Here is a 20,676-nt window from a genome sequence, read left to right as displayed (position 1 = left end):
GGATGTAGCTCAGTTGGTTAGAGCGCCGGCCTGTCACGCCGGAGGTCGCGGGTTCGAGCCCCGTCATTCGCGCCACCCTTTCTGAAGTGGTAGACTTCCCTCCTCGGTCACGGACGACCGTCGCGCCCTGGCGCACGACGCGGATGTAGCTCAGTTGGTTAGAGCGCCGGCCTGTCACGCCGGAGGTCGCGGGTTCGAGCCCCGTCATTCGCGCCACCGTCCATCTCTCTCAAAAATCTGATGTTCTAACGCCAAGGCTTGCGTCTGCTGGCGGTTGCGCCATCTAGCGAACATGACACGCGCCGCCTCCCCGCTGATCTCGGTTCTCGACCTCGCGCCCGTTCCTCAGGGCTCCAGTGTTGGTCAGGCCCTAAGAAACAGCATCGATCTGGCGCGCCACGCCGAAGCGCTCGGCTTCCACCGCTATTGGCTGGCCGAACACCACAACATGCCGGGAATCGCCAGCGCCGCCACGGCCGTGGTCATCGGCCAGGTGGCGGCCGCGACGACGACGATTCGCGTGGGCTCCGGCGGCGTCATGCTGCCAAACCATGCACCGCTGATGGTGGCTGAGCAGTTTGGAACCCTCAATGCGCTCTATCCAGGACGCATCGACCTGGGTCTGGGGCGGGCGCCCGGCACGGACCAGGCCACGATGCGCGCCCTTCGGCGATACGCCGGGGCGGTCGATTCGTTCGCCCAGGACGTGGTCGAACTTCAGCATTGGTTCCAACCGGCGAGCGCGGACCAGAGCGTGCGCGCCGTTCCAGGCGAAGGCCAGGACGTGCCGATCTGGATCCTCGGCTCCTCGACCTGGGGCGCGCAGCTGGCGGCGGCGCTCGGCCTGCCTTACGCCTTCGCTGCGCACTTCGCCCCGGACGCTCTGCTCGAAGCTCTGGCGCTGTACCGTCGACACTTCAAGCCTTCGGCCGCTCTGGATCGCCCCTACGCCATGGTCTGCATTGGCGTCTGCGCCGCCGATACGGACGAAGAGGCCAAGCGGCTCGCGACGTCGACTCAGCAACAGTTCTTGGCTCTACGCCGGGGGCGCCCAGGCCTGCTGCCCCCGCCGGTCGACGATATCCGAGACCATGCCTCGCCGGTCGAATTGGCGGGTCTCGAGCACACGCTCCAATACGCCGCCGTCGGCTCTGCGGAGACAATCAAACGCAAGATCGATCAGGTCCTGGAGCTTACGGGCGCGGACGAACTGATGGCAGCCGCGCAAATCCACGACCACGCTGCGCGCAAGCGCAGCTACGAGATCTTGGCGTCGATCCGCGGTTAGTGGGCGGCTTCCGCGGCGACAGGCTCAAACGCCCTTCGCCCCGTCAGCCGGCCATAGATAGCGCAGAGCTCAGTAAAGACCGCGTCCCAGCCATGACGCTCGAGCGCCCGCTGGCGCGCGGCCTCTCCAACCACGCGCGTATCGCGCGCGAAAAGGGCCTCGATCGCTTCGGCGAACGCGCCCGCCTCCGAGGCGCGGGCCAGTTGCCCAACGGCCTCGTCCACCGACTCGGCCACCCCGCCCGCCGCGACGCCCACGATCGGCAGGCCGCAGGCCATGGCCTCCAGCACGATCAAGCCAAAGGGCTCGTTGTCGTTGGCATGAACGAAGGCGTCGCAGCTGGCGAGGATAGAGGCGAGTTCCATCGGATCTCGGACGTAATCGATGCAAAGCGCGCGGTCGCTCACCGGCGCCCCGCTCCCTGCCCCGACAAATAGCAGCTTGTAGGGATCGCCCAGGCGCTCGACGGCGGCCACCAGCACGTCGAGCTTCTTCTCTCGGGCAGGACGGCCGGCGAACACCAAGAGCCGTTCAGTCGGCGCCACTCCGAGTCGGCGGCGCAGACCGTCGCGATCGGCGCGGTCTGGCCGGAAAATGTTCGTATCGACGCCGAGCGGCAGGCCGATCGCATCGTTCACGCCCGCTTCGATCAAGCGTCTCGCGATAAACTGGCTGGGCGCCACCGCCTGGTCGAACTGCCGATAGATCGCCGCCCATCGCCTTTGGACTGGCTTCTCGGCCCACTCTCCAATGTGCAGCGCGGCCAACCGACCAAGATCCGTATGGCAGAACCCGACGACAGGGACACCCAAGGCGTCGCCGGCTCGTAGCGCAGCGAGACCCGGAGTGTAAGGATCCCCTGCTTCGATGATGTCCGGCCGTTGCCGGACCAGCCGCTCCATCCACGCCTGCTTGACCACTGGCCAGCGATAGCCCGCGCCGAACGGCAGAGGCGCCGCATAGATTGATACCCGGCCCTGACTGTCATGCGAGTGGCGCGCCCCCGGCACCACGAGCGTGTGGCGGACGTCCCGGCGATTCGCCGCGAGCCACGCGCGTTTGGATGACAGATAGCGCCGTACGCCCCCGCTCTGCGGGGCGTAGAGCATTGTCGTATCGACAAGACGGACCGGATCATCAGCCAATATGGGAATACCCTGATGGCCGAGAAGCGGGTCAGGTCCCGTCTGCGTCACCCCGAATCCTCATCGCTGCTGATGGCCGCCTATTCGGCGCCGAAACGATAAAGCTTTTGCGACAGCTACGGTTCCTCGGCGCCGTCAGTAGACTTTGGGCTGATCCCGCGCCGCTTCAAGGCCTCCCGCAGCAAGACTTCAACCTGGGCGTTGACGCTCCGGAACTCGGCGTCTGCGAGGCGCTCAACGGCGCTGAGCACGTCGGGGCTGACGCGCATCAGAAATGCGCGCCGCCCTCCCCTGGCTTCTTTCGGATCTCTCGCCACGTCAGCCGTACAGTGTGCCGGTGTTGACAACCGGCTGGGCTTCCCGGTCTGCGCAAAGCACCACGAGCAGATTAGACACCATCGCCGCCCGACGCTCATCATCGAGCGTCACTACGCCCCGCTCGCTGAGCGCGCCCAGGGCGTTTTCGACCATGTCCACCGCCCCTGCCACGATCGTGCGGCGGGCGGCCAGCACCGCCTCGGCTTGCTGCCGCTTCAGCATGGAGCCCGCAATCTCCGGCGCATAGGCGAGGTGCATGAGATGCGCCTCATCGATCGCGACGCCCGCGACGGCGGTTCGCGATTGGAGGTCGTTGCGCAGACGATCCCCGACCTCCTCGGCGTCAGCCCGCAAGGTCGGTTCGCCTTCCTCCGCATGGTCGTATGAGTAGTGGGACGCGACTTCGCGAAGGCCGGTCTCGATCTGGATGTTCACGAAGGTCGCATAGTCATCCACATCAAACAGGGCCTGCGCGGAGTCTTGAACACGCCAGACGATATTCGCGGCGATCTCGATAGGATTACCCCGCTTGTCGTTCACCTTCAGCGTCTCACTGGTGACGTTGCGCACGCGGAGACTGATCTTCTTGCGACCGTACCAAGGCAGCACCCAGCGAAGACCGGTCGACCGGTCCGTGCCGACGTATGAGCCGAAGAGCGTAATGACCACGGCTTCGTTAGGCTGCAGCGCGTAGAAGCCCGCACTGACCAAACCCCCGGCGAGCAACAGAAGGACACCCGCGATAACGAGCAGCGGTCCACCGCCGCCGCCGCCCTGCTTCACCAGCCAGATTCCAGCGATGAGCATCAAAGGCGCGAGCAGCAGAGGCAGGCCTCCGCCCACACCCCCGCGAACGCGCTCATTGGTCCGGTTGATTGTGCGAATGTCTGACATGCACGCCTCCTTAGCTGCGATCAAATTGATATCACTTTGATCGCAGTTCGCAAGACATGAACGCCCAGGCGGCCTGGACAGACATAGACGCGCTGACGCTAATCGATATGGAGAAAGGAATGGTGGGCAGTGAGGGGATCGAACCCCCGACCCTCTCGGTGTAAACGAGACGCTCTACCGCTGAGCTAACTGCCCTCTTGGGTGGGCGCTTCTAGCCGTCTCCGGGGTTTGCGCAAAGCCCAAAACGAAAAGGCGGCGCGCCATTGCGTGACGCTCCGCCCTTTTTAGATCCCTGCAACTTAACCTAGCCGTTCAACGACGACTTCAGCCCTTCGCCGACCTGGAACCGGGCGGTCTTCGACGCCGGACGGTTGACAGTCTCACCTGTGCGCGGATTGCGGGCGGTGCCGGCGGCGCGCGTCACGGCCTTGAAGGTGCCAAAGCCGACCAGACGCACATCCTGACCGGACTTCAGAGAGTCGGTGACCGCGTCGATGAAGGCCTCCAACGCGTCCTTGGCTTGGCCCTTGTTGATACCCGCCTTTTCGGCGATCGCCGTAACGAGCTCGGCTTTTGTGGTCATGTTTCTCTCCCAGCCTGAGCGACCACGCGTTTGTCGCTGACGGCGTTGCGCTCAAAACGATTATGGCTGCTGGGAAATCCTCGTCAAACGCGAGCGGCGCAGGAAACTCCCGCGCCGCCTAAGTTATCGTCGTTAAGTTTGCCCTAGTGGGTTAACATGGCGTCGCTATCACCGTCATCTTTCTTCGCAGACGCAGCAATAGGCTCCTCAGCCTCGTTCCACTCGACGGGGGTCAGCGGACCGACAAGAGCGTGTTTGAGCACCTCATCCACCGTCGAGACCGGGATGATCTCCAGCCCGTCCTTCACGGTCTGAGGCACGTCCGCCAGGTCCTTCTCGTTCTCCTGAGGGATCAGCACTGTCTTGACGCCCGACCGGAGCGCCGCGAGCAGCTTCTCCTTCAAGCCGCCAATGGCGGTGACTCGGCCACGCAGCGTGATCTCGCCGGTCATGGCGATATCCTTGCGGATCGGGATACCGGTCAGCACCGAGACCATGGCCAGGGCCATGGCGATACCGGCAGAGGGACCGTCCTTGGGCGTGGCGCCGTCAGGAACGTGGATGTGCACGTCGGTCTTCTCGAAAACCGGCGGCTTGATGCCGAACTGCAGCGCGCGAGAGCGGACATAGCTGTTCGCGGCGGCGATCGACTCCTTCATCACCTCCTTGAGGTTCCCGGTGATCTGCATGCGACCCTTGCCGGGCATCTTCACCGCTTCGATGGTGAGGATGTCGCCGCCAAACTCTGTCCAGGCCAGACCCGTGACGATACCGACCTGGTCGACCTCGTCCGTTTCGCCATAGCGGTACTTCTTGACCCCGGCGTACTTGGCCAGACGCTCATCATCGATCGTGATCGAAGCCAGCTTCTCGCGGGCCAGGTCTCGCACCGTCTTGCGCGCCAGGGCGCCCAGTTCACGCTCAAGCGACCGCACGCCGGCTTCGCGGGTGTAGTAGCGGATAAGGTCGCGGATCGCCTTGTCAGGGACGACGAATTCCGCCGGCTTCAAGCCATGGTCCTTCGACAGCTTGGGCAGGATGTGCCGCTTGGCGATCTCCAGCTTTTCATCCTCGGTGTAGCCGGGGATGCGGATGATCTCCATGCGGTCCAGCAGCGGCTGGGGCATGTTCAGGCTATTCGCGGTCGTGACGAACATGACCTGCGAGAGGTCGTAATCGACCTCCAGATAGTGGTCGCCGAAGGTCGAGTTCTGCGACGGGTCCAGCACTTCGAGCAACGCCGAGGCAGGGTCGCCGCGGTAGTCGCTGCCCATCTTGTCGATCTCGTCCAGCAGCACGAAGGCGTTGGTCGTCTTGGCCTTCTTCATCGACTGGACGACCTTGCCGGGCATCGAGCCGATATAGGTGCGGCGGTGGCCGCGGATCTCGGCCTCGTCACGCACGCCACCCAGGCTCATGCGCACAAACTCACGCCCCGTCGCCTTGGCGATCGACTTGCCCAGGGAGGTCTTGCCCACGCCCGGAGGGCCGACGAGGCACAGGATCGGCCCCTTCAGCGAGTTGGTGCGGGCCTGCACCGCCAGATACTCAAGGATCCGCTCCTTGACCTTCTCCAGGCCATAGTGATCGGCGTCGAGAATGTCTTCGGCCTCCGAGAGGTCGATCTTCTTGGTCTTGGCCTTGCCCCACGGGATCGACAACAGCCAGTCCAGATAATTCCGGACAACCGTGCTCTCGGCCGACATCGGGCTCATGTTGCGCAGCTTCTTCAGCTCGCTTTCGGCCTTGGTGCGGGCTTCCTTGGAAAGCTTGGTCTTCTTGATCCGCTTTTCGAGGTCGATCAGCTCGTCGCGCGCGTCGTCGGGATCGCCCAGCTCGCGCTGGATCGCCTTCATCTGCTCGTTGAGATAGTACTCGCGCTGGGTCTTCTCCATCTGGCGCTTCACGCGCGAGCGGATCTTCTTCTCGACCTGCAGCACCGAGATCTCACCCTCCATCAGGGCGAAGACCTTCTCCAGGCGCTTCACGACGTCGAAAATTTCCAGCAGGTGCTGCTTGTCGCCGATCTTCACCGACAGATGCGCGGCGATGCTGTCGGCCAGCTTGCCCGGCTCGGCGATCTGCGGGATCGACGCTAGGGCCTCCGGCGGGACCTTCTTGTTCAGTTTGACGTAGTTCTCGAACTGCTCGACGACCGCGCGCGACAGCGCCTCGGCCTCGGGGCCGGCGCCTTCATCCTCGGAGACCTCGCCGATCTGAGCTTCGTAGTAGGACTCCTGGTCGGTGAAGCTGACGACGGCGGCGCGCGCCTTGCCCTCGACCAGAACCTTCACGGTGCCGTCAGGCAGTTTCAGCAGCTGCAGCACAGTGGCCAGTACGCCCACGTCGAAGATGTCGCCCGGCGCCGGATCATCGTCGGCCGAGTTCTTCTGGGTGACGAGCAGGATCTGCTTATCACCGCGCATCACCTCTTCGAGCGCGCGCACGGATTTATCGCGGCCCACGAACAGCGGCACCACCATGTGCGGGAACACCACGATGTCCCGCAGCGGCAAAACAGGAAGCGTACGTAGTTCGGACATGTTCTCAATACTCCCGGCCATAGCCCCGAAAGGCGCTTGGCCACGCGGGCCGCCGTAACACCAGACGATGCGCCTGAGTCGATCGGCCCGTCCGCCCGGGACTGGGCGAATGGTCGTTATTTATGTGGACGTTTTACAACACGGTTCAAGCGCGCTCGCCCACCAGCGGCGACTGGTCGCGCGGCATCGGTCAAGTTGAGCGATCCATGCCACGCAAGCGGCCAAAGTGGGAAAAATAGACCGCGCAACCCCCCATCAGGGAAGCAGCAATAGCGTTACCCGGTCATGCTCACAGGGCGATGACGGGCGCAGAGCGGCTACTCGCGCCCTGTTATCCACGAAAAAGGCGCGCCTCCGAAGGAAGGCGCGCCTGATTCAGCAGAACGGATTCGGCTAGGCCGAGGCCGCACCGCCCTTCTTTTCGGCGTAGATCAGCAGCGGTTGCGCGCGGCCTTCGACGACCTCGGCGTTGACCACCACTTCCTCGACGCCCTCGTAGGTCGGCAGCTCGAACATGGTCTCCAGCAGGATGCCTTCCATGATCGAGCGCAGACCGCGCGCGCCGGTCTTGCGGGCGATGGCCTTCTTGGCGACCTGGTGCAGGGCGTCGTCGGTGAAGGTCAGGCCGATATTCTCCATCTCGAACAGGCGCTGGTACTGCTTGACGAAGGCGTTCTTCGGCTCGGTCAGGATCTTGACCAGGGCGGCCTCGTCGAGGTCCTCCAGGGTCGCGACCACCGGCAGACGACCGATGAACTCCGGGATCAGGCCGAAGCGCTGCAGGTCGTCGGGTTCGACGTTCCGCAGGATCTCGCCCGTCCGGCGCTCTTCCGGATCGGTCACCTTGGCGCCGAAGCCGATCGACTTGGCCGCGCCGCGCGCCGAGATGATCTTCTCGAGCCCGGCGAAGGCGCCGCCGCAGATGAACAGAATGTTCGTCGTGTCGACCTGCAGGAATTCCTGCTGCGGATGCTTGCGCCCGCCTTGCGGCGGCACGGAAGCGACGGTGCCTTCCATGATCTTCAGCAGGGCCTGCTGCACGCCCTCGCCGGACACGTCGCGGGTGATCGAGGGATTGTCGGACTTGCGGCTGATCTTGTCGATTTCGTCGATGTAGACAATGCCGCGCTGGGCGCGCTCGACATTGTAGTCGGCGGCTTGCAGCAGCTTCAACACGATGTTCTCGACGTCTTCGCCGACATAACCAGCTTCGGTCAGGGTCGTGGCGTCGGCCATCGTGAACGGAACGTCGATGATTCGGGCCAGCGTCTGAGCCAGCAGGGTCTTACCCGTGCCGGTCGGACCGACCAGCAGGATGTTCGACTTGGCCAGTTCGACGTCGTTGTTCTTCGACGCGTGATTAAGGCGCTTGTAGTGGTTGTGAACGGCGACCGCGAGGACCTTCTTGGCGTGACCTTGACCGATCACGTAATCGTCCAGAACTTCGCAGATCTCGCGAGGCGTCGGAACGCCATCCTTGGATTTCACGAAGGCGATCTTGTGCTCTTCGCGGATGATGTCCATGCAGAGCTCGACGCATTCATCACAAATGAACACCGTCGGTCCCGCGATGAGCTTGCGCACCTCATGTTGGCTCTTTCCACAGAAAGAACAGTACAGGGTGCTCTTGGTGTCGCCGCTCGCGGCTTTCGTCATGATCGCTTCTCACACTATGGCGACGACGGCTTGCGCCGAGACGCCCCTTCCGAGCGCGTACGCCGCCACCGAAGCAAGCAGAATACACGCCGGGAGTTGTCTAATCCTTGACATTCCCCGATCCGCGCTCGGTTCACAAGCCTCGCCGGGCCCTTTCGGCCGTGAAACGCGTGAACCCGCCAGATCGTGTCGTAGGCTTTACAACTAAATTGGGCGATTGGCGTCCCAGCGCAAGCGCCAAGCGCCTAGACCCTTACAGCGCCGCCGGTAACGCCGTATTACAAAGCCAGGATTCGTCAGGGTGGCGGCGCGCCGATCGCGTTCGCATAAAGGTTGAATGGCTAAGCGTTCCTGGATGGCCAAAGGATTGAGCGCGTCTCGCCCGATGACCGGCGAGATGGGGCATGAGCCGCTGCTCGTGGCCTTCGATTTCGACGGCACCTTGACCGTGAAGGACAGCTTCAACGCGTTCTTGAAATGGCGCGCCGGAGGGCGCTGGCCACTGGGCGTGCTGCGCCTGACGCCCGCCCTGTTCACCTATGTGTTTGATCGCAATCGCGGCAAGCTGAAAGCCGCTGCGGTGCGCCAGTTCCTGAAGGGCGCGACGGTCGCACAGATCGAGAGCGACGCCCGCGGCTTCGCCGAAGCTTTTGCGCCCTCGCTGCTGAGGCCAGACGCCGTGGCGGTTTGGCGCAGCTGGCGCGCCAAGGGCGCCAAGATGGTGATCGTCACCGCCTCCCCCGACCTGATCGTGGCGCCATTCGCCCGCGGTCTTGGCGCGGACATGCTGATCGGCACACGCCTGAGGTGCTCTGAGGACGGCCGCATCCTCGGCGGCCTCGACGGAAACAACTGCCGGGCCAAGGAGAAGGTCCTCCGCCTGCGGGAGGTTTTCGGGCCGGACGTGCGGCTGACGGCGGCCTACGGAGACACCTCGGGCGATACCGAGATGCTCGCGATCGCCGACGAGAAGGGCTACCGGGTCTTCCGAGGCAAGCCGGGCTAAGCGCTGCGCCTTATGCGCAGCGCAACAAAAAAGCCGCCGACCTTGGGTCGGCGGCTTTGTCGTTGTGGCGCTTAGAGCCTACTCGGCGCCGGCCTCGGCCGCGTCGCGCGAGTCGTAGACGTGATCGACCAAACCCCAGGCCTTGGCCTCATCAGCGCTCATGAAGTGGTCGCGATCCAGCGTGCGCTCGACCTCTTCATAAGTGCGACCGCAGTGCTTCACATAGATCTCGTTGAGACGGCGCTTGGTCTTGATGATGTCTTCAGCGTGGCGCTCGATATCCGAGGCCTGGCCGCGGAAGCCGCCGGAAGGCTGGTGCACCATGATGCGGGCGTTCGGCAGCGAAATACGCTGACCAGCCGCGCCAGCGGCGAGAAGCAAGCTACCCATCGAGGCGGCCATGCCCATGCACACCGTCGAGACCGGGCTCTTGATGTACTGCATGGTGTCGTAGATCGCGAGGCCAGCCGTCACCACGCCACCCGGCGAGTTGATGTACATGGCGATTTCCTTCTTCGGGTTCTCGGACTCGAGGAAGAGCAGCTGGGCGCAGATCAGGCTGGCCATGCCGTCCTCGACCGGACCGGTCAGGAAGATGATCCGTTCCTTCAGCAGGCGAGAGAAGATGTCGAACGCGCGCTCGCCACGGCTGGTCTGCTCGACCACCATCGGCACCAGGTTCATCGCCGTCGAAACCGGATCGTACATCATTGGGGATCACCCTTTTTGTGTGTGCTGGCGACGCGAAAGCGAATCAGCCTCCGCGCAGCGTCGCCCACGCATATCGCGTTCCCCTTAACAGGTTGCAAGGAGGGCTCCGCTCGGACCGAAATGAAAAAGGCGCGGCCCTTGCGAGCCGCGCCTCGTTCAATTTCAGCTTCAGCGAGCCTTAGCCGCCGTAGCCTTCCGGCAGGTCGTCTTCTTCCAGGAGCTCATCCTTGGAGACTTCCTTTTCCTCGATCTTGGCCTTGCCGAAGATCAGGTCGACGACCTTGTCTTCATAGATCGGGGCGCGCAGGGCGGCCTGCAGATCGGCGCGCTGGCGGTACATGTCGAACACTTGCTGGGCCTGGGCGCCGTACTGGCGGGCTTCGCGCATGATCGCGTCGGTCAGCTCCTGATCCGTGACGACCACGTCGTTCTTGCGGCCGATCTCGGCGAGCACCAGACCCAGGCGCACGCGGCGCTCGGCGATCTTCTTGTACTCGTCCTTCAGCTGGTCTTCGGTCTTCTCGGCGTCTTCGGGCGGCAGGCCGCCGCGAGCCTTGTCGGCCTCGACCTGTTGCCAGATGCCGGCGAACTCGGCGTCCACCATGCGCGGCGGCAGCGGGAAGTCGTGCTTGGTGTCCAGAACGTCCAGCAGCGCGCGCTTCAGCTTGAAGCGCGAGGAGTTGTCGTAACGGCTCGACAGGTTCGACTTCAGCAGCTCGGTCAGCGCGGCCAGGTCCGACAGGCCCAGGCGCTTGGCCAGCTCGTCATCGGCCTTGCCGTCGACCGGCGCACGGACTTCCTGCACCTTGGTGGCGAACTCGGCGTCCTTACCGGCCAGATCCTTGGCCTGATAGTCTTCCGGGAACTTGACCTTCACGACGACGTCGTCGCCCGGCTTGGCGCCGACCAATTGGTCTTCGAAGCCCGGGATGAACTGGCCCGAACCCAGGACGAGTTCAGCGCCTTCGGCCTTGCCGCCGGCGAACTCGACGCCGTCGATCGTGCCGACGAAGTCGATCAGCAGTTGGTCGCCGTCCTTGGCCTTCTGGCTCTTGCCGGTGCGCGGCTCATAGGTGCGCGCCTGCTTTGCCAACTCCTCGAGAGCCTCTTGGACTTCCTCGTCGGAGACCTTGTAGACCGGCTTCACCAGCTCGATCGACGCCGGGTCGATCGGCTCGAACTCCGGCATCACTTCGACGGCGAGATCGAACGACAGATCTTCGCCGCCGGCGATGACCTTGTCCATGTCCGACGACGGGTTCAGCTCCGGCTGGCCAGCGGGGCGCAGCTTGTTGTCTTCGAGGACCTTGGTGGTGGTCTCGTTCAGGGCCTGCTCGATGACTTCGCCCATCAGGGCCTTGCCGTACAGGCGGCGAACGTGGGCCGTCGGCACCTTGCCGGGACGGAATCCCTTCACGTTCATTTGCGGGGCGACTTCGGCGATCCGCGCCTCCAGACGCGTCGCCAGTTCACTCGCGGGCACCGTAACGCCAAAAACGCGGCTGAGGCCTTCGCCCGACTTTTCAACGATCTGCATCGACATTCTTAATTCTCGGGTCGGGGCGCCGGGCGCCCGAGCTCCGCCCTGGGGTCCAAAAGATCGACGCCGCCCGCGACGTGCCGGGCGGCGAAAGAGCGCCCTTATGTCACGACGTGCGCGAGCATCCAAGAGCGGCGGCGATAAAACTCGCACGCCCTAAAAGGGCATTGCGAGAGGTATGGTGCGGATGAGAGGACTCGAACCTCCACGCCTCGCGGCGCTGGAACCTAAATCCAGTGCGTCTACCAGTTTCGCCACATCCGCGTGCGCCCGGCATTACGGGTTGCAGGCGCGCCGCGCAAGTCCGCTCAGCCGCCTTGATGGAGTCGAGTAAGGATCTTCGGCGCCAGACCTGGCAGATCCTCGGCGATCAGACCCGGCCCATGCAGCGCACCGCATTCGGCATGAACCCAAGCGCCGGCGCACGCCGCCTCGAAACTTTCCATGCCTTGCGCCAGCAAACCGCCGATAAACCCCGCCAGGACGTCGCCGGACCCGGCCGTCGCCAGCCAGGGCGTTCCGTTCAGGTTGACCGCCGCGCGGCCATCCGGCGCCGCGACAACCGTATCGGCGCCTTTCAGCAGCACGACAGCCCCGGCGAGTCGCGCCGACTCCCGAGCGGCGCTGATCCGCTCGGGCGCGCGCGCCAAAAGACCGGGGAAGATCCGCTCGAACTCGCCCGGGTGAGGCGTCAGGACGTCATCGCGGTCCAGGCAGGCGAACAGTTCTGAGGGATCGCCCTGGAAGCTCGTGAGGGCGTCCGCGTCGGCCACCAGGGCCGCCCCAGTTTGCGCCAGGGCGCGCAGATTGCGCGCCGTCGCCTCCCCTACCCCGGCGGCGGGACCAATAATGACCGCGTCCGCCTTCTGCGCCTTCGCGGCGAGGTCGCCGTCAGTCTCGAAGGGCGCTAGCATGACAGCTTCAAGGTGGCTGGCGTTTACGGCGAGGGCGCTCGATGGCGAAAGCAGAGTCACCGCACCAGCGCCGATCCTCAATCCGGCCCGCGCCGCGAGACGGGCGGCCCCTGTGTTCCATGCGTCACCGCTGACGACGCTCAGACGCCCGCGGCTGTGCTTGTGGGCGTCGATCGCCGGCCAGGGATAACGGGGAAGCCAAAGATCTGGCGCATTCTCGAAGAGCGTCGCAGCGCCCACCGGAGCAAGGCCTATATCGGCGACCACGATGTCGCCGGAAGCTTTGCGCCCCTCAATCAAGACATGGGCGGGCTTACGACTATGAAAAGTGACGGTGAGCTCAGCCGTTAATGCGACGCCGTCCAAACACCGCCCCGTATCCCCATGAACGCCCGACGGCGTATCCACCGCGACGACCGTCACCGCCTGTCGCGCGGCGGCGCGCGCCAAGCCGGCAACCTCGCCCTCCAAAGGCCGCGACAGACCCGCGCCGAAGATCGCGTCTATATAGAGCGTGTCAGCGGACAGTGTCGGAGACAACGTCCGGACCTCGCCACGCCAGCGCGACGCCGCCCAGCGACAGGCGTCCGTTGTCGGCGGATAGGCCGCTTCGACGACGACTGGCCAGCCGTGTCGCCGCAGGTGCCGGGCGGCGACGTATCCGTCCCCGCCGTTATCGCCGGGTCCGCACCATACGACCACAGGGCGGCGCCGATAGCGGACGCGAGCCGCCTGCGCCACGGCCTCGCCGGCGCGCTCCATAAGGACAGGCGTCGGCGTTCCCGCCAGCACCGCCGAACGGTCGGCCGCAGCCATCTCAGCGACGGTCAGGATCTCTCGGGCCACACGGCCTCCCTCAAAGCACTTGGCTTTGAGCTTCTCGCCCTTTGGCGATCAGGATCAAGCGGTCACCGTCGATCTCAAACACCGTACGGGAGCAATGGTCCGGCCGAAACGCCATCACCTCCGGTCGCCCGGTCGCGACGGACACCGCGCCGTTCAAGGCGACGAAATGGCTGAAGACCGCTGCGCCGCCATGCTGGCTCAACGCCGCGGCGACGCTTTGAGTCCACGTCGTGTAATCGAGATCTCCCTCGATCTCGTCCCAACGCCCTGCAAAGGCCGCGCGGAGCCAAGCCGGTCGCTCGGCCGCAGAAAGCGCCGCTGGCGTCGGGATCTCACCCACGCGCGGATCTATCACGATCTCCACACCCAGGGCTTCCGCCAGCGGCGCAGCCGTTTCCCGGCACCGTCGCAACGGCGAGGACACGACGACGTAGGGTCGCTCGTCTTCAGGCAAATCCAGGATTTCGGCGGCGACAGCCTTGGCCTGGGCGAGTCCGGTCTCGTCCAAGCCCGGATCCTCGTCCGCGCCGCCCCAGGTCGAGGCTGGCCGCCCGTGGCGAATGACATGTACGATCTTCATGGCGCTCAATCCGGTACGAAGAGATTGCGCACACCGTCGGGGTGTGGGCCGACCTTCCCGGACCGTCCGACGCCCTCTCGGCTCTCCAGGTCGAGCAATACAGCGGGGTCATCAGGGGTCTGGGCCACAAACCGGCGCCCCTGGCTGTCACGCCCGATCACGATCCCCATCCGTACGCCTTCGCGGCCATGAACGACGGTGTAGGTCTCAATCACCGCCCTGCCCTGCGGCTTCTCGACGATCTCCGGATGCGGCAGCGCGTCGATCCTGGCCTGGATCACGGACGGCGGCTCGCGTTCCCATTTCCCCTCGAACGGACGGGTTGAGTAGATGCCGACCGACTGCTTGGTCAGGAACCAGCCATTGGCCGTTGAGAGGCCGTAGGCGCCGGGCCGGTTCCTCAACTTGGCGACCATCTCGGCGATCGCATGAAGCGCGTAGTTGTTTCCAGGGCCGCCGAAGTAAGGCAAGCCGCCGGTGATGGTCAGCCCGCGCGGATCATCGAGCGCCAGACCGATCTCCTCGGCGCCGATCCGCACGGCGGACGGGAAGCAAGAATAGAGGTCGATGACCTCCAAATCCTCGACGCCGATGCCAGCCATCTCCAGAGCCCGCTCCCCGGTCAGGCGCATGGCTGGACTCGAATGATAGTCCTGCCGCTCAAGCGGGTACCAAAGGTCGGAGGCGTCCGCGCAGCCGTGGAGGAAGACCCACTTGTCCTCCGGCACGCCCAATTCGCGCGCCTTCCTGACGCTGGCGATCAGGACAGCCGCCGACTGGTCGACCTCCATGATCGCATTGAGGTACTTCGGATAAGGATAACCCACCATGCGGTTGCGATCAGTGACCGTCACCAATTCCTCGGCCGTGCGCTCGATCGGAAACCAGGCGTGAGGATTGGCGGCCGCGACCTTGGTGAAAGGCGCGAAAAACGCTCCCAGCTGCTTTTGATGGTCTTCCAGTGAGACTCCGTCGCGAGCCCGCAGCGCGTTCTCGAACAGCGGATAGGTGTTGACCGGATAGCCCAGACCATGGGCGGCCTCTTGCGCGGTGACGCCCGGACGCGGATCACCGATGCGCTCCGGCGCGCTCTCGATGTCGTCGCCCCAGCCGTCGAAGCCCAGCCCACCCTTCAGCCGCTTCATCAGCGAGCCGAGGAACTCAGCGCCCGTTACAAGGGCTAGGTCATTCTGACCTTTGGCGATCCGCTCGCACACGACATTGACGGTCTGCTGCGGGCTGTTGCCGCCCGTTTCGGTGTAGACGCTCCACAGCGGCGCCGCCGACAACGCGCGCGCCAGCGACGCCGGCGGGTTCTTCAGGCGGGGCAGCGGGAGCTTCGATAACCCGCCTGGCGCATCGATGCTGAACGCAACAACCGCCATTGCATCGAGTTCGGCAAAAACCGCCCCCTCAAGTCCCGCGTCTTGAACAGCGCGTTCCGCCGCAACTTTCAGCAGTTCCAGCGGAGACGGCGAATTCGCCGCTTCGCCCCGATAGGTGAATTGGCCCGCCCCGATCAAAACTGGCGTGTCGTCGCGCATATCCGCCCCCATTCAAACGTTCGTTGGGCGCGATCGTAGGCGTCAAATGAAGCGCCGCAAGGCCATTTGGGTGCGGTTTTAGATTTGCCCAATCCGAGTGCGCTTGGCGCCCAATTTCTAATCACATGCTCGCAAGTCAATCGTTCGGTCAGATTTGTCGCGAAGGCTCGCTTGCGGCCTGCGGGGCGGCGTGATGGTTGCGCCTCAGAGAAGGCGGTTCGCCGCCGACGGGCCCGAAAGTGGAACCGATGAAGAAGATCGAAGCCGTCATCAAGCCGTTCAAGCTGGATGAGGTGAAGGAGGCCCTGCAAGACATGGGCGTCCAGGGCATGACCGTGCTTGAGGCCAAGGGCTACGGCCGTCAGAAAGGCCACACCGAGCTCTATCGCGGCGCCGAGTACGTCGTGGACTTCCTTCCCAAGATCAAGGTGGAGGTCGTCGTGGAGGACAGCCAGCTCGAGCCCGCGCTGGAAGCGATCACGCGCGCCGCTCGTACGGGTCGCATTGGCGACGGCAAGATTTTCGTCTCGGAGATCGCGGAAGTGATCCGCATCCGAACCGGAGAAAACGGCCCGGCCGCCGTCTAGGCCGGTTCGTCATCAACTAAAGAGTTCTACAAGGGGATACGGAATGAGCACCGCCAAGGACATCCTGAACCTGATCAAGGAAAAGGACGTGAAGTACGTCGACGTCCGCTTCACGGACGTGCGCGGCAAGATGCAGCACGTGACCTTCGACATCGATCTGGTCGACGACGACTTCCTGAATGACGGCACGATGTTCGACGGTTCGTCGATCGCCGGCTGGAAGGCCATCAACGAGTCGGACATGAAGTTGCGCCCCGATCTGTCGAGCGCGATCATCGACCCCTTCTACCAGCAGACCACGCTGGCGCTGTTCTGCGACGTCGTAAACCCCGACACCGGCACTCCCTACAACCGCGACCCGCGCTCGATCGCCAAGGCCGCGCTGAACTACCTGAAGACGGCGGGCGTGGGCGACACCGTCTACTTCGGCCCTGAAGCCGAGTTCTTCATCTTCGACGACGTGCGCTGGTCGACCTCGCCGCACGACACCAGCTACTCGTTCGACTCGACCGAACTGCCGATCAACTCGAACAAGCAATACGCCGAAGGCAACATGGGCCACCGCCCGGGCCCCAAGGGCGGTTACTTCCCGGTCAACCCGGTCGACAGCTGCCAGGACCTGCGCGGTGAAATGCTGGCCGTCATGGGCGAGCTGGGCATGAAGCCGGAAAAGCACCACCACGAAGTGGCGCCCGCCCAGCACGAGCTTGGCCTGAAGTTCGACACCATGGTCACCATGGCCGACCGGATGCAGCTTTATAAGTACGTCATCCACAACGTCGCGGCCGCCTATGGCAAGACCGCCACCTTCATGGCCAAGCCGATGTTCGCCGACAACGGCTCGGGCATGCACGTGCACCAGTCGATCTGGCAGGACGGCAAGCCGCTGTTCGCCGGCGACAAGTACGCCGGCCTGTCGCAGGAATGCCTGTGGTACATCGGCGGCATCATCAAGCACGCCAAGGCTATCAACGCGTTCTCGAACTCGACGACCAACTCGTACAAGCGCCTGGTGCCCGGCTACGAAGCCCCGGTGAAGCTGGCCTACAGCTCGCGCAACCGCTCGGCCTCGATCCGCATCCCGCACGTCGACAGCCCGAAGGCCAAGCGCCTGGAAGCCCGCTTCCCCGACCCTATGGGCAACCCCTACCTGACCTTCGTCGCCCTGCTGATGGCCGGCCTGGACGGCATCATCAACAAGATCGATCCGGGCGCTCCGGCCGACAAGAACCTCTACGACCTGCCGCCCCGCGAGCAGAAGAAGATCCCGGAAGTCTGCGGCTCGCTGCGCGAAGCTCTGGAAAACCTCGACAAGGACCGCGCCTTCCTCAAGGCCGGCGGCGTCATGGATGACGACTTCATCGACAGCTACATCGAGCTGAAGATGGAAGAGGTGATGCGTCTGCAACTGCACCCGCACCCGGTCGAGTTCGACATGTACTACAAGTGCTAAGCGCTAAAGGCTTAGGATGAACAGCAAGGGGCCGGAGAGCGATCTCCGGCCCCTTTTCGTTGCGCCACAAAATCTCGTCAGCCGAAAAGTAGAATGACTTATTACTTAAGAGGCGCCTGCTGAACAAAATTGTCGCAAGTTCGCAACATTGCCGACGCAATCGCCCCCAAGTTTCTGAAAAGACGTGATGCGCGATATCCCTGGGGCGGAAACTTGGCCTATCGCAGCGCAAACGGAATCGCCGCCAACGCCTGGGCCACAACTTAGCGACGCGGCGTCTCGACAGGACATCTCATGCACAGCCTCAATAGCTCTCTTCGTCGCGCCCTGACGCTCTCGTGCGGCGCCGCCGCGCTGGTCACGGCGATGGCCGCCGCCCCGGCGGCGTTCGCGCAGGACACCAAGGTCGGCGAAGTCATCATCACCGCCCAGAAGCGCAGCGAAAACCTGCAGGATGTTCCGGTCTCGGTGGCCGCCATCAGCGGCGAGCGCCTGCAATCGACCTTCGCGGCCGGCGACGATATCCTGGCCCTTTCGGCCAAGGCCCCGGGCCTGTACGCCGAATCCTCGAACGGCCGTGTCGCGCCGCGCTTCTACATCCGCGGTCTCGGCAACGCCGACTTCGACCTGGCTGCGTCGCAACCCGTGTCCATCATTCAGGACGAAGTCGTCCTCGAAAACGTCGTCCTGAAGAGCTCGCCGCTCTACGACCTCGACCGCGTCGAAGTCCTCCGCGGCCCGCAAGGCACCCTGTTCGGCCGCAACACCACGGCCGGCATCGTCAAGTTCGACACGATCAAGCCGTCGGAAGAAATGAAGGGCCGCGCTTCGGCGACCTACGGCAGCTTCAACACCTTCACCTTCGACGGCGGCGTCGGCGGCGCTCTGGTCGAAGGCAAGGTCGCGGCCCGGGCTTCGGTCCTGTTCCAGCACCGTGACGACTGGATCGACAATGGCTTCACGAAGAAGAAGAACGTCATGGGCGGCTTCAACGAGCGCGCCGGCCGTCTGCAACTTCTGTTCACCCCGAACGAGAAGCTGGACGCGCTGTTCAACATCCACGGCCGCGACCTGGACGGCACCGCCGCCGTCTTCCGCGCCAACGTCCTGACCAAGGGCTCCAACAAGCTCAACGCGAACTACGACCGCGACACCGTCTATTTCGACGCCGGCGCCAACAACCCGCAGAGCTACAAGGGCTACGGCGCTTCGGCCAACATCGGCTACGACTTCGGCGTCGCCAAGCTGACCTCGATCACCGCCTATGAGAACACCCACGGCTATAGCCGTGGCGACATCGACGGCGGCAATCCCACCGGCCCGGGCTTCATCCCGTTCCAGTCGGACACGCAGGACGGCATCAAGGACCTGGATCAGTGGACCCAGGAAATCCGTCTGGCCAGCAACACCGACGGGCCGCTGAGCTGGCAGGTTGGCGGCTTCTATTTCGACACGAAGTACGCCATCCAGACCAACCCGTTCTTCGCGCCGGCCACCACGCTCCAGCAGAAGAACACCGCCTGGGCCGTCTTTGGTCAGGCGTCGTACAAGGTCAGCGATCAGCTCTCGCTGACCGGCGGCCTGCGCTACACCGATGACGACAAGGACATGAAGGTGCTCTCGGGCCCGAACATGGCCGCGCCGGTTTCGGTGTCGGACTCGCAAGTGAGCTGGGACCTGTCGGCGTTCTACAACGTCAACGAGGACGTCAGCGTCTACGCCAAGGTCGCGTCGGGCTTCCGGGGCCCGTCGATCCAGGGTCGCGACATCGCGTTCTTCTCGCCGGCCTCGGCCGCGAAGTCCGAGACGATCATGTCGTACGAACTGGGCCTGAAGAGCGAACTGTTCGACCGTCGCGTTCGCCTGAACGGCGCGGTGTTCGCCTACACCATCGACGACCCGCAGTTCAGCGCGGTCGGCGGCGGCAGCAACTCCAACCGCCTGATCAACGCCAAGAAGGGCGAGGCCTATGGCCTGGAACTGGACAGCGAATTCGTGGTCGCCCCGAACTTCGTCGTTACGGCCGGCTACAGCTACGCCCACACCGAAATCAAGGACAGCACCCTGGCCGTGGCCGCCTGCGCCGCCTGCACCGTGACCGACCCCACGACCGCCACGGGCGCCGCGCTGGTCAACGGCAATCCCTTCCCGAACGCGCCGAAATACACCTTCGACTTCACCGCTCGCTACGCCTACCCGGTGGCCAGCGGCGAACTGTTCGCCTTCACCGACTGGAAGGTGCAGGGCTACACGAACCTGTTCCTCTACGAGTCGAAGGAGTTCTACTCGAAGGGCGACTTCGAAGGCGGCCTGAAGCTGGGTTACGCCAACAAGGAAGCCGGCTGGGAAGTTGCGGCCTTTGCTCGCAACATCACCAACGAGAGCAACATCAAGGGCGCGATCGACTTCAACAACCTGACCGCGTTCGTCAACGAGCCGCGCGTGATCGGCGTCTCGATCGACGCGCGCTTCTAAGCCGCAAGATCTGGGTAGACGGGGAAGGGCTGCGGAGCGATCCGCAGCCCTTTTCTTCTGCCGTTAGGCCTTCAGGCCGTGGCCGCCCACAGGCAAGGTCTCAAAGCGTTGCGGAAAGCCCGCGATGATGGGCCGCGCCTTCGCGATCGCCGCCCGAACCGCCGGCAAGGATAACGACGCGGCATGCGCGGCCTTATCGATCCAGACCTCTGTGATCCAGATCGCGTCGGGGTTGCCTGGGTCGATCGCGAGCACATAACTCAGACAACCGGGCATTTCAGACGTTCCTTCGCGCAGGATAGCCAGCAAATCGTCGCGCTTGCCGGGGGCGGCCAGCATCTGGCCGATTAGTCCATACATCGTCTTGTCTCTCTCCTGAGCCTGCGGGATCGCGGGAAGCGCGGCGGCGGCTAAGGCGCCGACAACGATGTTCCGTCGCTCAAAGTCAGTGTCGGTCATTAGCACCCCTCTAAGCGGTCCAGCCGTGCGGGATCTTTCCAATCGCGCAAGCCTCCGAGGCGGCGCGCAAAGTTTTTGCGGACAAACGCCCCTGATCGCGCCGTTTGACTTGATAACGCGGTTCTTTTCGTCTG

General features: G+C 64.1%; 17 protein-coding genes and 3 tRNA genes. 6 read left to right on the top strand and 14 right to left on the bottom strand.

Features of this window, described 5'->3' with window-relative positions; translation table 11 throughout:
• Nucleotides 1–139: 139 nt before the first annotated feature.
• Nucleotides 140–216, top strand: a tRNA-Asp gene (locus tag ACT53N_RS00700).
• A 58-nt stretch (nucleotides 217–274) separates the two neighbouring features.
• On the top strand, nucleotides 275–1,288 hold the full coding sequence (locus ACT53N_RS00695) for an LLM class flavin-dependent oxidoreductase (protein ID WP_476062093.1): 1,014 nt from the start codon (nucleotides 275–277) through the stop codon (nucleotides 1,286–1,288).
• Here ACT53N_RS00695 and ACT53N_RS00690 read toward each other — a convergent pair.
• The 7 genes from ACT53N_RS00690 to clpX form a co-directional block, all read right to left on the bottom strand.
• Nucleotides 1,285–2,484, bottom strand: coding sequence for a glycosyltransferase family 4 protein (locus ACT53N_RS00690; RefSeq protein ID WP_476062092.1), 1,200 nt, complete (start codon nucleotides 2,482–2,484; stop codon nucleotides 1,285–1,287). The two genes, ACT53N_RS00695 and ACT53N_RS00690, sit on opposite strands and share 4 nt — an antisense overlap.
• Nucleotides 2,485–2,549: 65 nt before the next feature.
• Nucleotides 2,550–2,702 carry a type II toxin-antitoxin system antitoxin gene (locus ACT53N_RS00685; RefSeq protein ID WP_476062091.1) on the bottom strand — a complete coding sequence of 51 codons (153 nt, stop codon included), beginning with the start codon at nucleotides 2,700–2,702 and terminating at the stop codon, nucleotides 2,550–2,552.
• A 49-nt stretch (nucleotides 2,703–2,751) separates the two neighbouring features.
• Entirely contained in the window at nucleotides 2,752–3,645 is an 894-nt protein-coding gene (locus tag ACT53N_RS00680) for an SPFH domain-containing protein (protein ID WP_476062090.1), read from the bottom strand.
• A 120-nt stretch (nucleotides 3,646–3,765) separates the two neighbouring features.
• Nucleotides 3,766–3,840: transfer RNA gene (locus ACT53N_RS00675), tRNA-Val, on the bottom strand.
• Nucleotides 3,841–3,949: 109 nt separating this feature from the next.
• Entirely contained in the window at nucleotides 3,950–4,228 is a 279-nt protein-coding gene (locus ACT53N_RS00670) for an HU family DNA-binding protein (protein WP_310211129.1), read from the bottom strand.
• A gap of 143 nt (nucleotides 4,229–4,371) precedes the next feature.
• Nucleotides 4,372–6,771: an endopeptidase La gene (gene lon / locus ACT53N_RS00665; RefSeq protein ID WP_476062089.1), complete on the bottom strand. Its 2,400-nt coding sequence runs from the start codon at nucleotides 6,769–6,771 to the stop codon at nucleotides 4,372–4,374.
• Between the two features lie 393 nt (nucleotides 6,772–7,164).
• On the bottom strand, nucleotides 7,165–8,427 hold the full coding sequence (gene clpX, locus ACT53N_RS00660; RefSeq protein ID WP_310211123.1) for an ATP-dependent Clp protease ATP-binding subunit ClpX: 1,263 nt from the start codon (nucleotides 8,425–8,427) through the stop codon (nucleotides 7,165–7,167).
• Nucleotides 8,428–8,764: 337 nt separating this feature from the next.
• Between clpX and ACT53N_RS00655 the strand changes: the two genes are divergently transcribed.
• Nucleotides 8,765–9,433, top strand: a complete 669-nt coding sequence (locus tag ACT53N_RS00655; protein WP_476062088.1) for an HAD-IB family hydrolase — start codon at nucleotides 8,765–8,767, stop codon at nucleotides 9,431–9,433.
• Between the two features lie 78 nt (nucleotides 9,434–9,511).
• Here ACT53N_RS00655 and ACT53N_RS00650 read toward each other — a convergent pair whose 3' ends face one another.
• The 6 genes from ACT53N_RS00650 to ACT53N_RS00625 all read right to left on the bottom strand — a co-directional run bounded on the left by ACT53N_RS00650 (nucleotide 9,512) and on the right by ACT53N_RS00625 (nucleotide 15,580).
• Complete coding sequence (locus tag ACT53N_RS00650) at nucleotides 9,512–10,144, bottom strand: ATP-dependent Clp protease proteolytic subunit (protein ID WP_010919829.1); 633 nt, start codon at nucleotides 10,142–10,144, stop codon at nucleotides 9,512–9,514.
• A 178-nt stretch (nucleotides 10,145–10,322) separates the two neighbouring features.
• Nucleotides 10,323–11,681: a trigger factor gene (gene tig / locus ACT53N_RS00645; RefSeq protein ID WP_476062650.1), complete on the bottom strand. Its 1,359-nt coding sequence runs from the start codon at nucleotides 11,679–11,681 to the stop codon at nucleotides 10,323–10,325.
• 182 nt (nucleotides 11,682–11,863) lie between these two features.
• Nucleotides 11,864–11,948, bottom strand: a tRNA-Leu gene (locus ACT53N_RS00640).
• A 44-nt stretch (nucleotides 11,949–11,992) separates the two neighbouring features.
• The gene (locus ACT53N_RS00635) at nucleotides 11,993–13,444 is read right to left on the bottom strand and encodes an NAD(P)H-hydrate dehydratase (protein WP_476062087.1); all 1,452 of its coding nucleotides are present in this window, start codon (nucleotides 13,442–13,444) and stop codon (nucleotides 11,993–11,995) included.
• A 10-nt stretch (nucleotides 13,445–13,454) separates the two neighbouring features.
• Nucleotides 13,455–14,024, bottom strand: coding sequence for a histidine phosphatase family protein (locus tag ACT53N_RS00630; RefSeq protein WP_476062086.1), 570 nt, complete (start codon nucleotides 14,022–14,024; stop codon nucleotides 13,455–13,457).
• 5 nt (nucleotides 14,025–14,029) lie between these two features.
• On the bottom strand, nucleotides 14,030–15,580 hold the full coding sequence (locus ACT53N_RS00625) for an acetyl-CoA acetyltransferase (protein WP_476062085.1): 1,551 nt from the start codon (nucleotides 15,578–15,580) through the stop codon (nucleotides 14,030–14,032).
• A 236-nt stretch (nucleotides 15,581–15,816) separates the two neighbouring features.
• Between ACT53N_RS00625 and ACT53N_RS00620 the strand changes: the two genes are divergently transcribed.
• The 3 genes from ACT53N_RS00620 to ACT53N_RS00610 all read left to right on the top strand — a co-directional run bounded on the left by ACT53N_RS00620 (nucleotide 15,817) and on the right by ACT53N_RS00610 (nucleotide 20,083).
• A complete protein-coding gene (locus ACT53N_RS00620) occupies nucleotides 15,817–16,155 on the top strand; it encodes a P-II family nitrogen regulator (RefSeq protein ID WP_010919834.1) in 339 nt (112 codons plus the stop codon).
• A 43-nt stretch (nucleotides 16,156–16,198) separates the two neighbouring features.
• Nucleotides 16,199–17,608 (top strand): type I glutamate--ammonia ligase, encoded by a 1,410-nt coding sequence (glnA, locus tag ACT53N_RS00615; protein WP_476062084.1) that lies wholly within the window; start codon nucleotides 16,199–16,201, stop codon nucleotides 17,606–17,608.
• Between the two features lie 294 nt (nucleotides 17,609–17,902).
• Nucleotides 17,903–20,083, top strand: a complete 2,181-nt coding sequence (locus ACT53N_RS00610; RefSeq protein WP_476062083.1) for a TonB-dependent receptor — start codon at nucleotides 17,903–17,905, stop codon at nucleotides 20,081–20,083.
• 63 nt (nucleotides 20,084–20,146) lie between these two features.
• On the opposite strand, the gene ACT53N_RS00605 is transcribed toward ACT53N_RS00610, so the two are convergent.
• Nucleotides 20,147–20,542: a putative quinol monooxygenase gene (locus tag ACT53N_RS00605; protein WP_476062082.1), complete on the bottom strand. Its 396-nt coding sequence runs from the start codon at nucleotides 20,540–20,542 to the stop codon at nucleotides 20,147–20,149.
• Nucleotides 20,543–20,676 lie beyond the last annotated feature (134 nt).

The organism is Caulobacter sp. DMC95, assembly GCF_056313785.1.
This window is presented reverse-complemented; position numbering and strand designations above follow the sequence as displayed.

Bases quoted from the DNA above. Each gene is read 5' to 3' on its own strand.
- ACT53N_RS00680 (WP_476062090.1), bottom strand. From the start codon at position 3,645: ATGTCAGACATTCGCACAATCAACCGGACCAATGAGCGCGTTCGCGGG.
- tig (WP_476062650.1), bottom strand. From the start codon at position 11,681: ATGCAGATCGTTGAAAAGTCGGGCGAAGGCCTCAGCCGCGTTTTTGGC.
- ACT53N_RS00620 (WP_010919834.1), top strand. From the start codon at position 15,817: ATGAAGAAGATCGAAGCCGTCATCAAGCCGTTCAAGCTGGATGAGGTG.
- ACT53N_RS00655 (WP_476062088.1), top strand. From the start codon at position 8,765: ATGGCTAAGCGTTCCTGGATGGCCAAAGGATTGAGCGCGTCTCGCCCG.
- clpX (WP_310211123.1), bottom strand. From the start codon at position 8,427: ATGACGAAAGCCGCGAGCGGCGACACCAAGAGCACCCTGTACTGTTCT.
- lon (WP_476062089.1), bottom strand. From the start codon at position 6,771: ATGTCCGAACTACGTACGCTTCCTGTTTTGCCGCTGCGGGACATCGTG.
- glnA (WP_476062084.1), top strand. From the start codon at position 16,199: ATGAGCACCGCCAAGGACATCCTGAACCTGATCAAGGAAAAGGACGTG.
- ACT53N_RS00625 (WP_476062085.1), bottom strand. From the start codon at position 15,580: ATGGGGGCGGATATGCGCGACGACACGCCAGTTTTGATCGGGGCGGGC.
- ACT53N_RS00630 (WP_476062086.1), bottom strand. From the start codon at position 14,024: ATGAAGATCGTACATGTCATTCGCCACGGGCGGCCAGCCTCGACCTGG.
- ACT53N_RS00685 (WP_476062091.1), bottom strand. From the start codon at position 2,702: ATGCGCGTCAGCCCCGACGTGCTCAGCGCCGTTGAGCGCCTCGCAGAC.
- ACT53N_RS00610 (WP_476062083.1), top strand. From the start codon at position 17,903: ATGCACAGCCTCAATAGCTCTCTTCGTCGCGCCCTGACGCTCTCGTGC.
- ACT53N_RS00650 (WP_010919829.1), bottom strand. From the start codon at position 10,144: ATGATGTACGATCCGGTTTCGACGGCGATGAACCTGGTGCCGATGGTG.
- ACT53N_RS00605 (WP_476062082.1), bottom strand. From the start codon at position 20,542: ATGACCGACACTGACTTTGAGCGACGGAACATCGTTGTCGGCGCCTTA.
- ACT53N_RS00670 (WP_310211129.1), bottom strand. From the start codon at position 4,228: ATGACCACAAAAGCCGAGCTCGTTACGGCGATCGCCGAAAAGGCGGGT.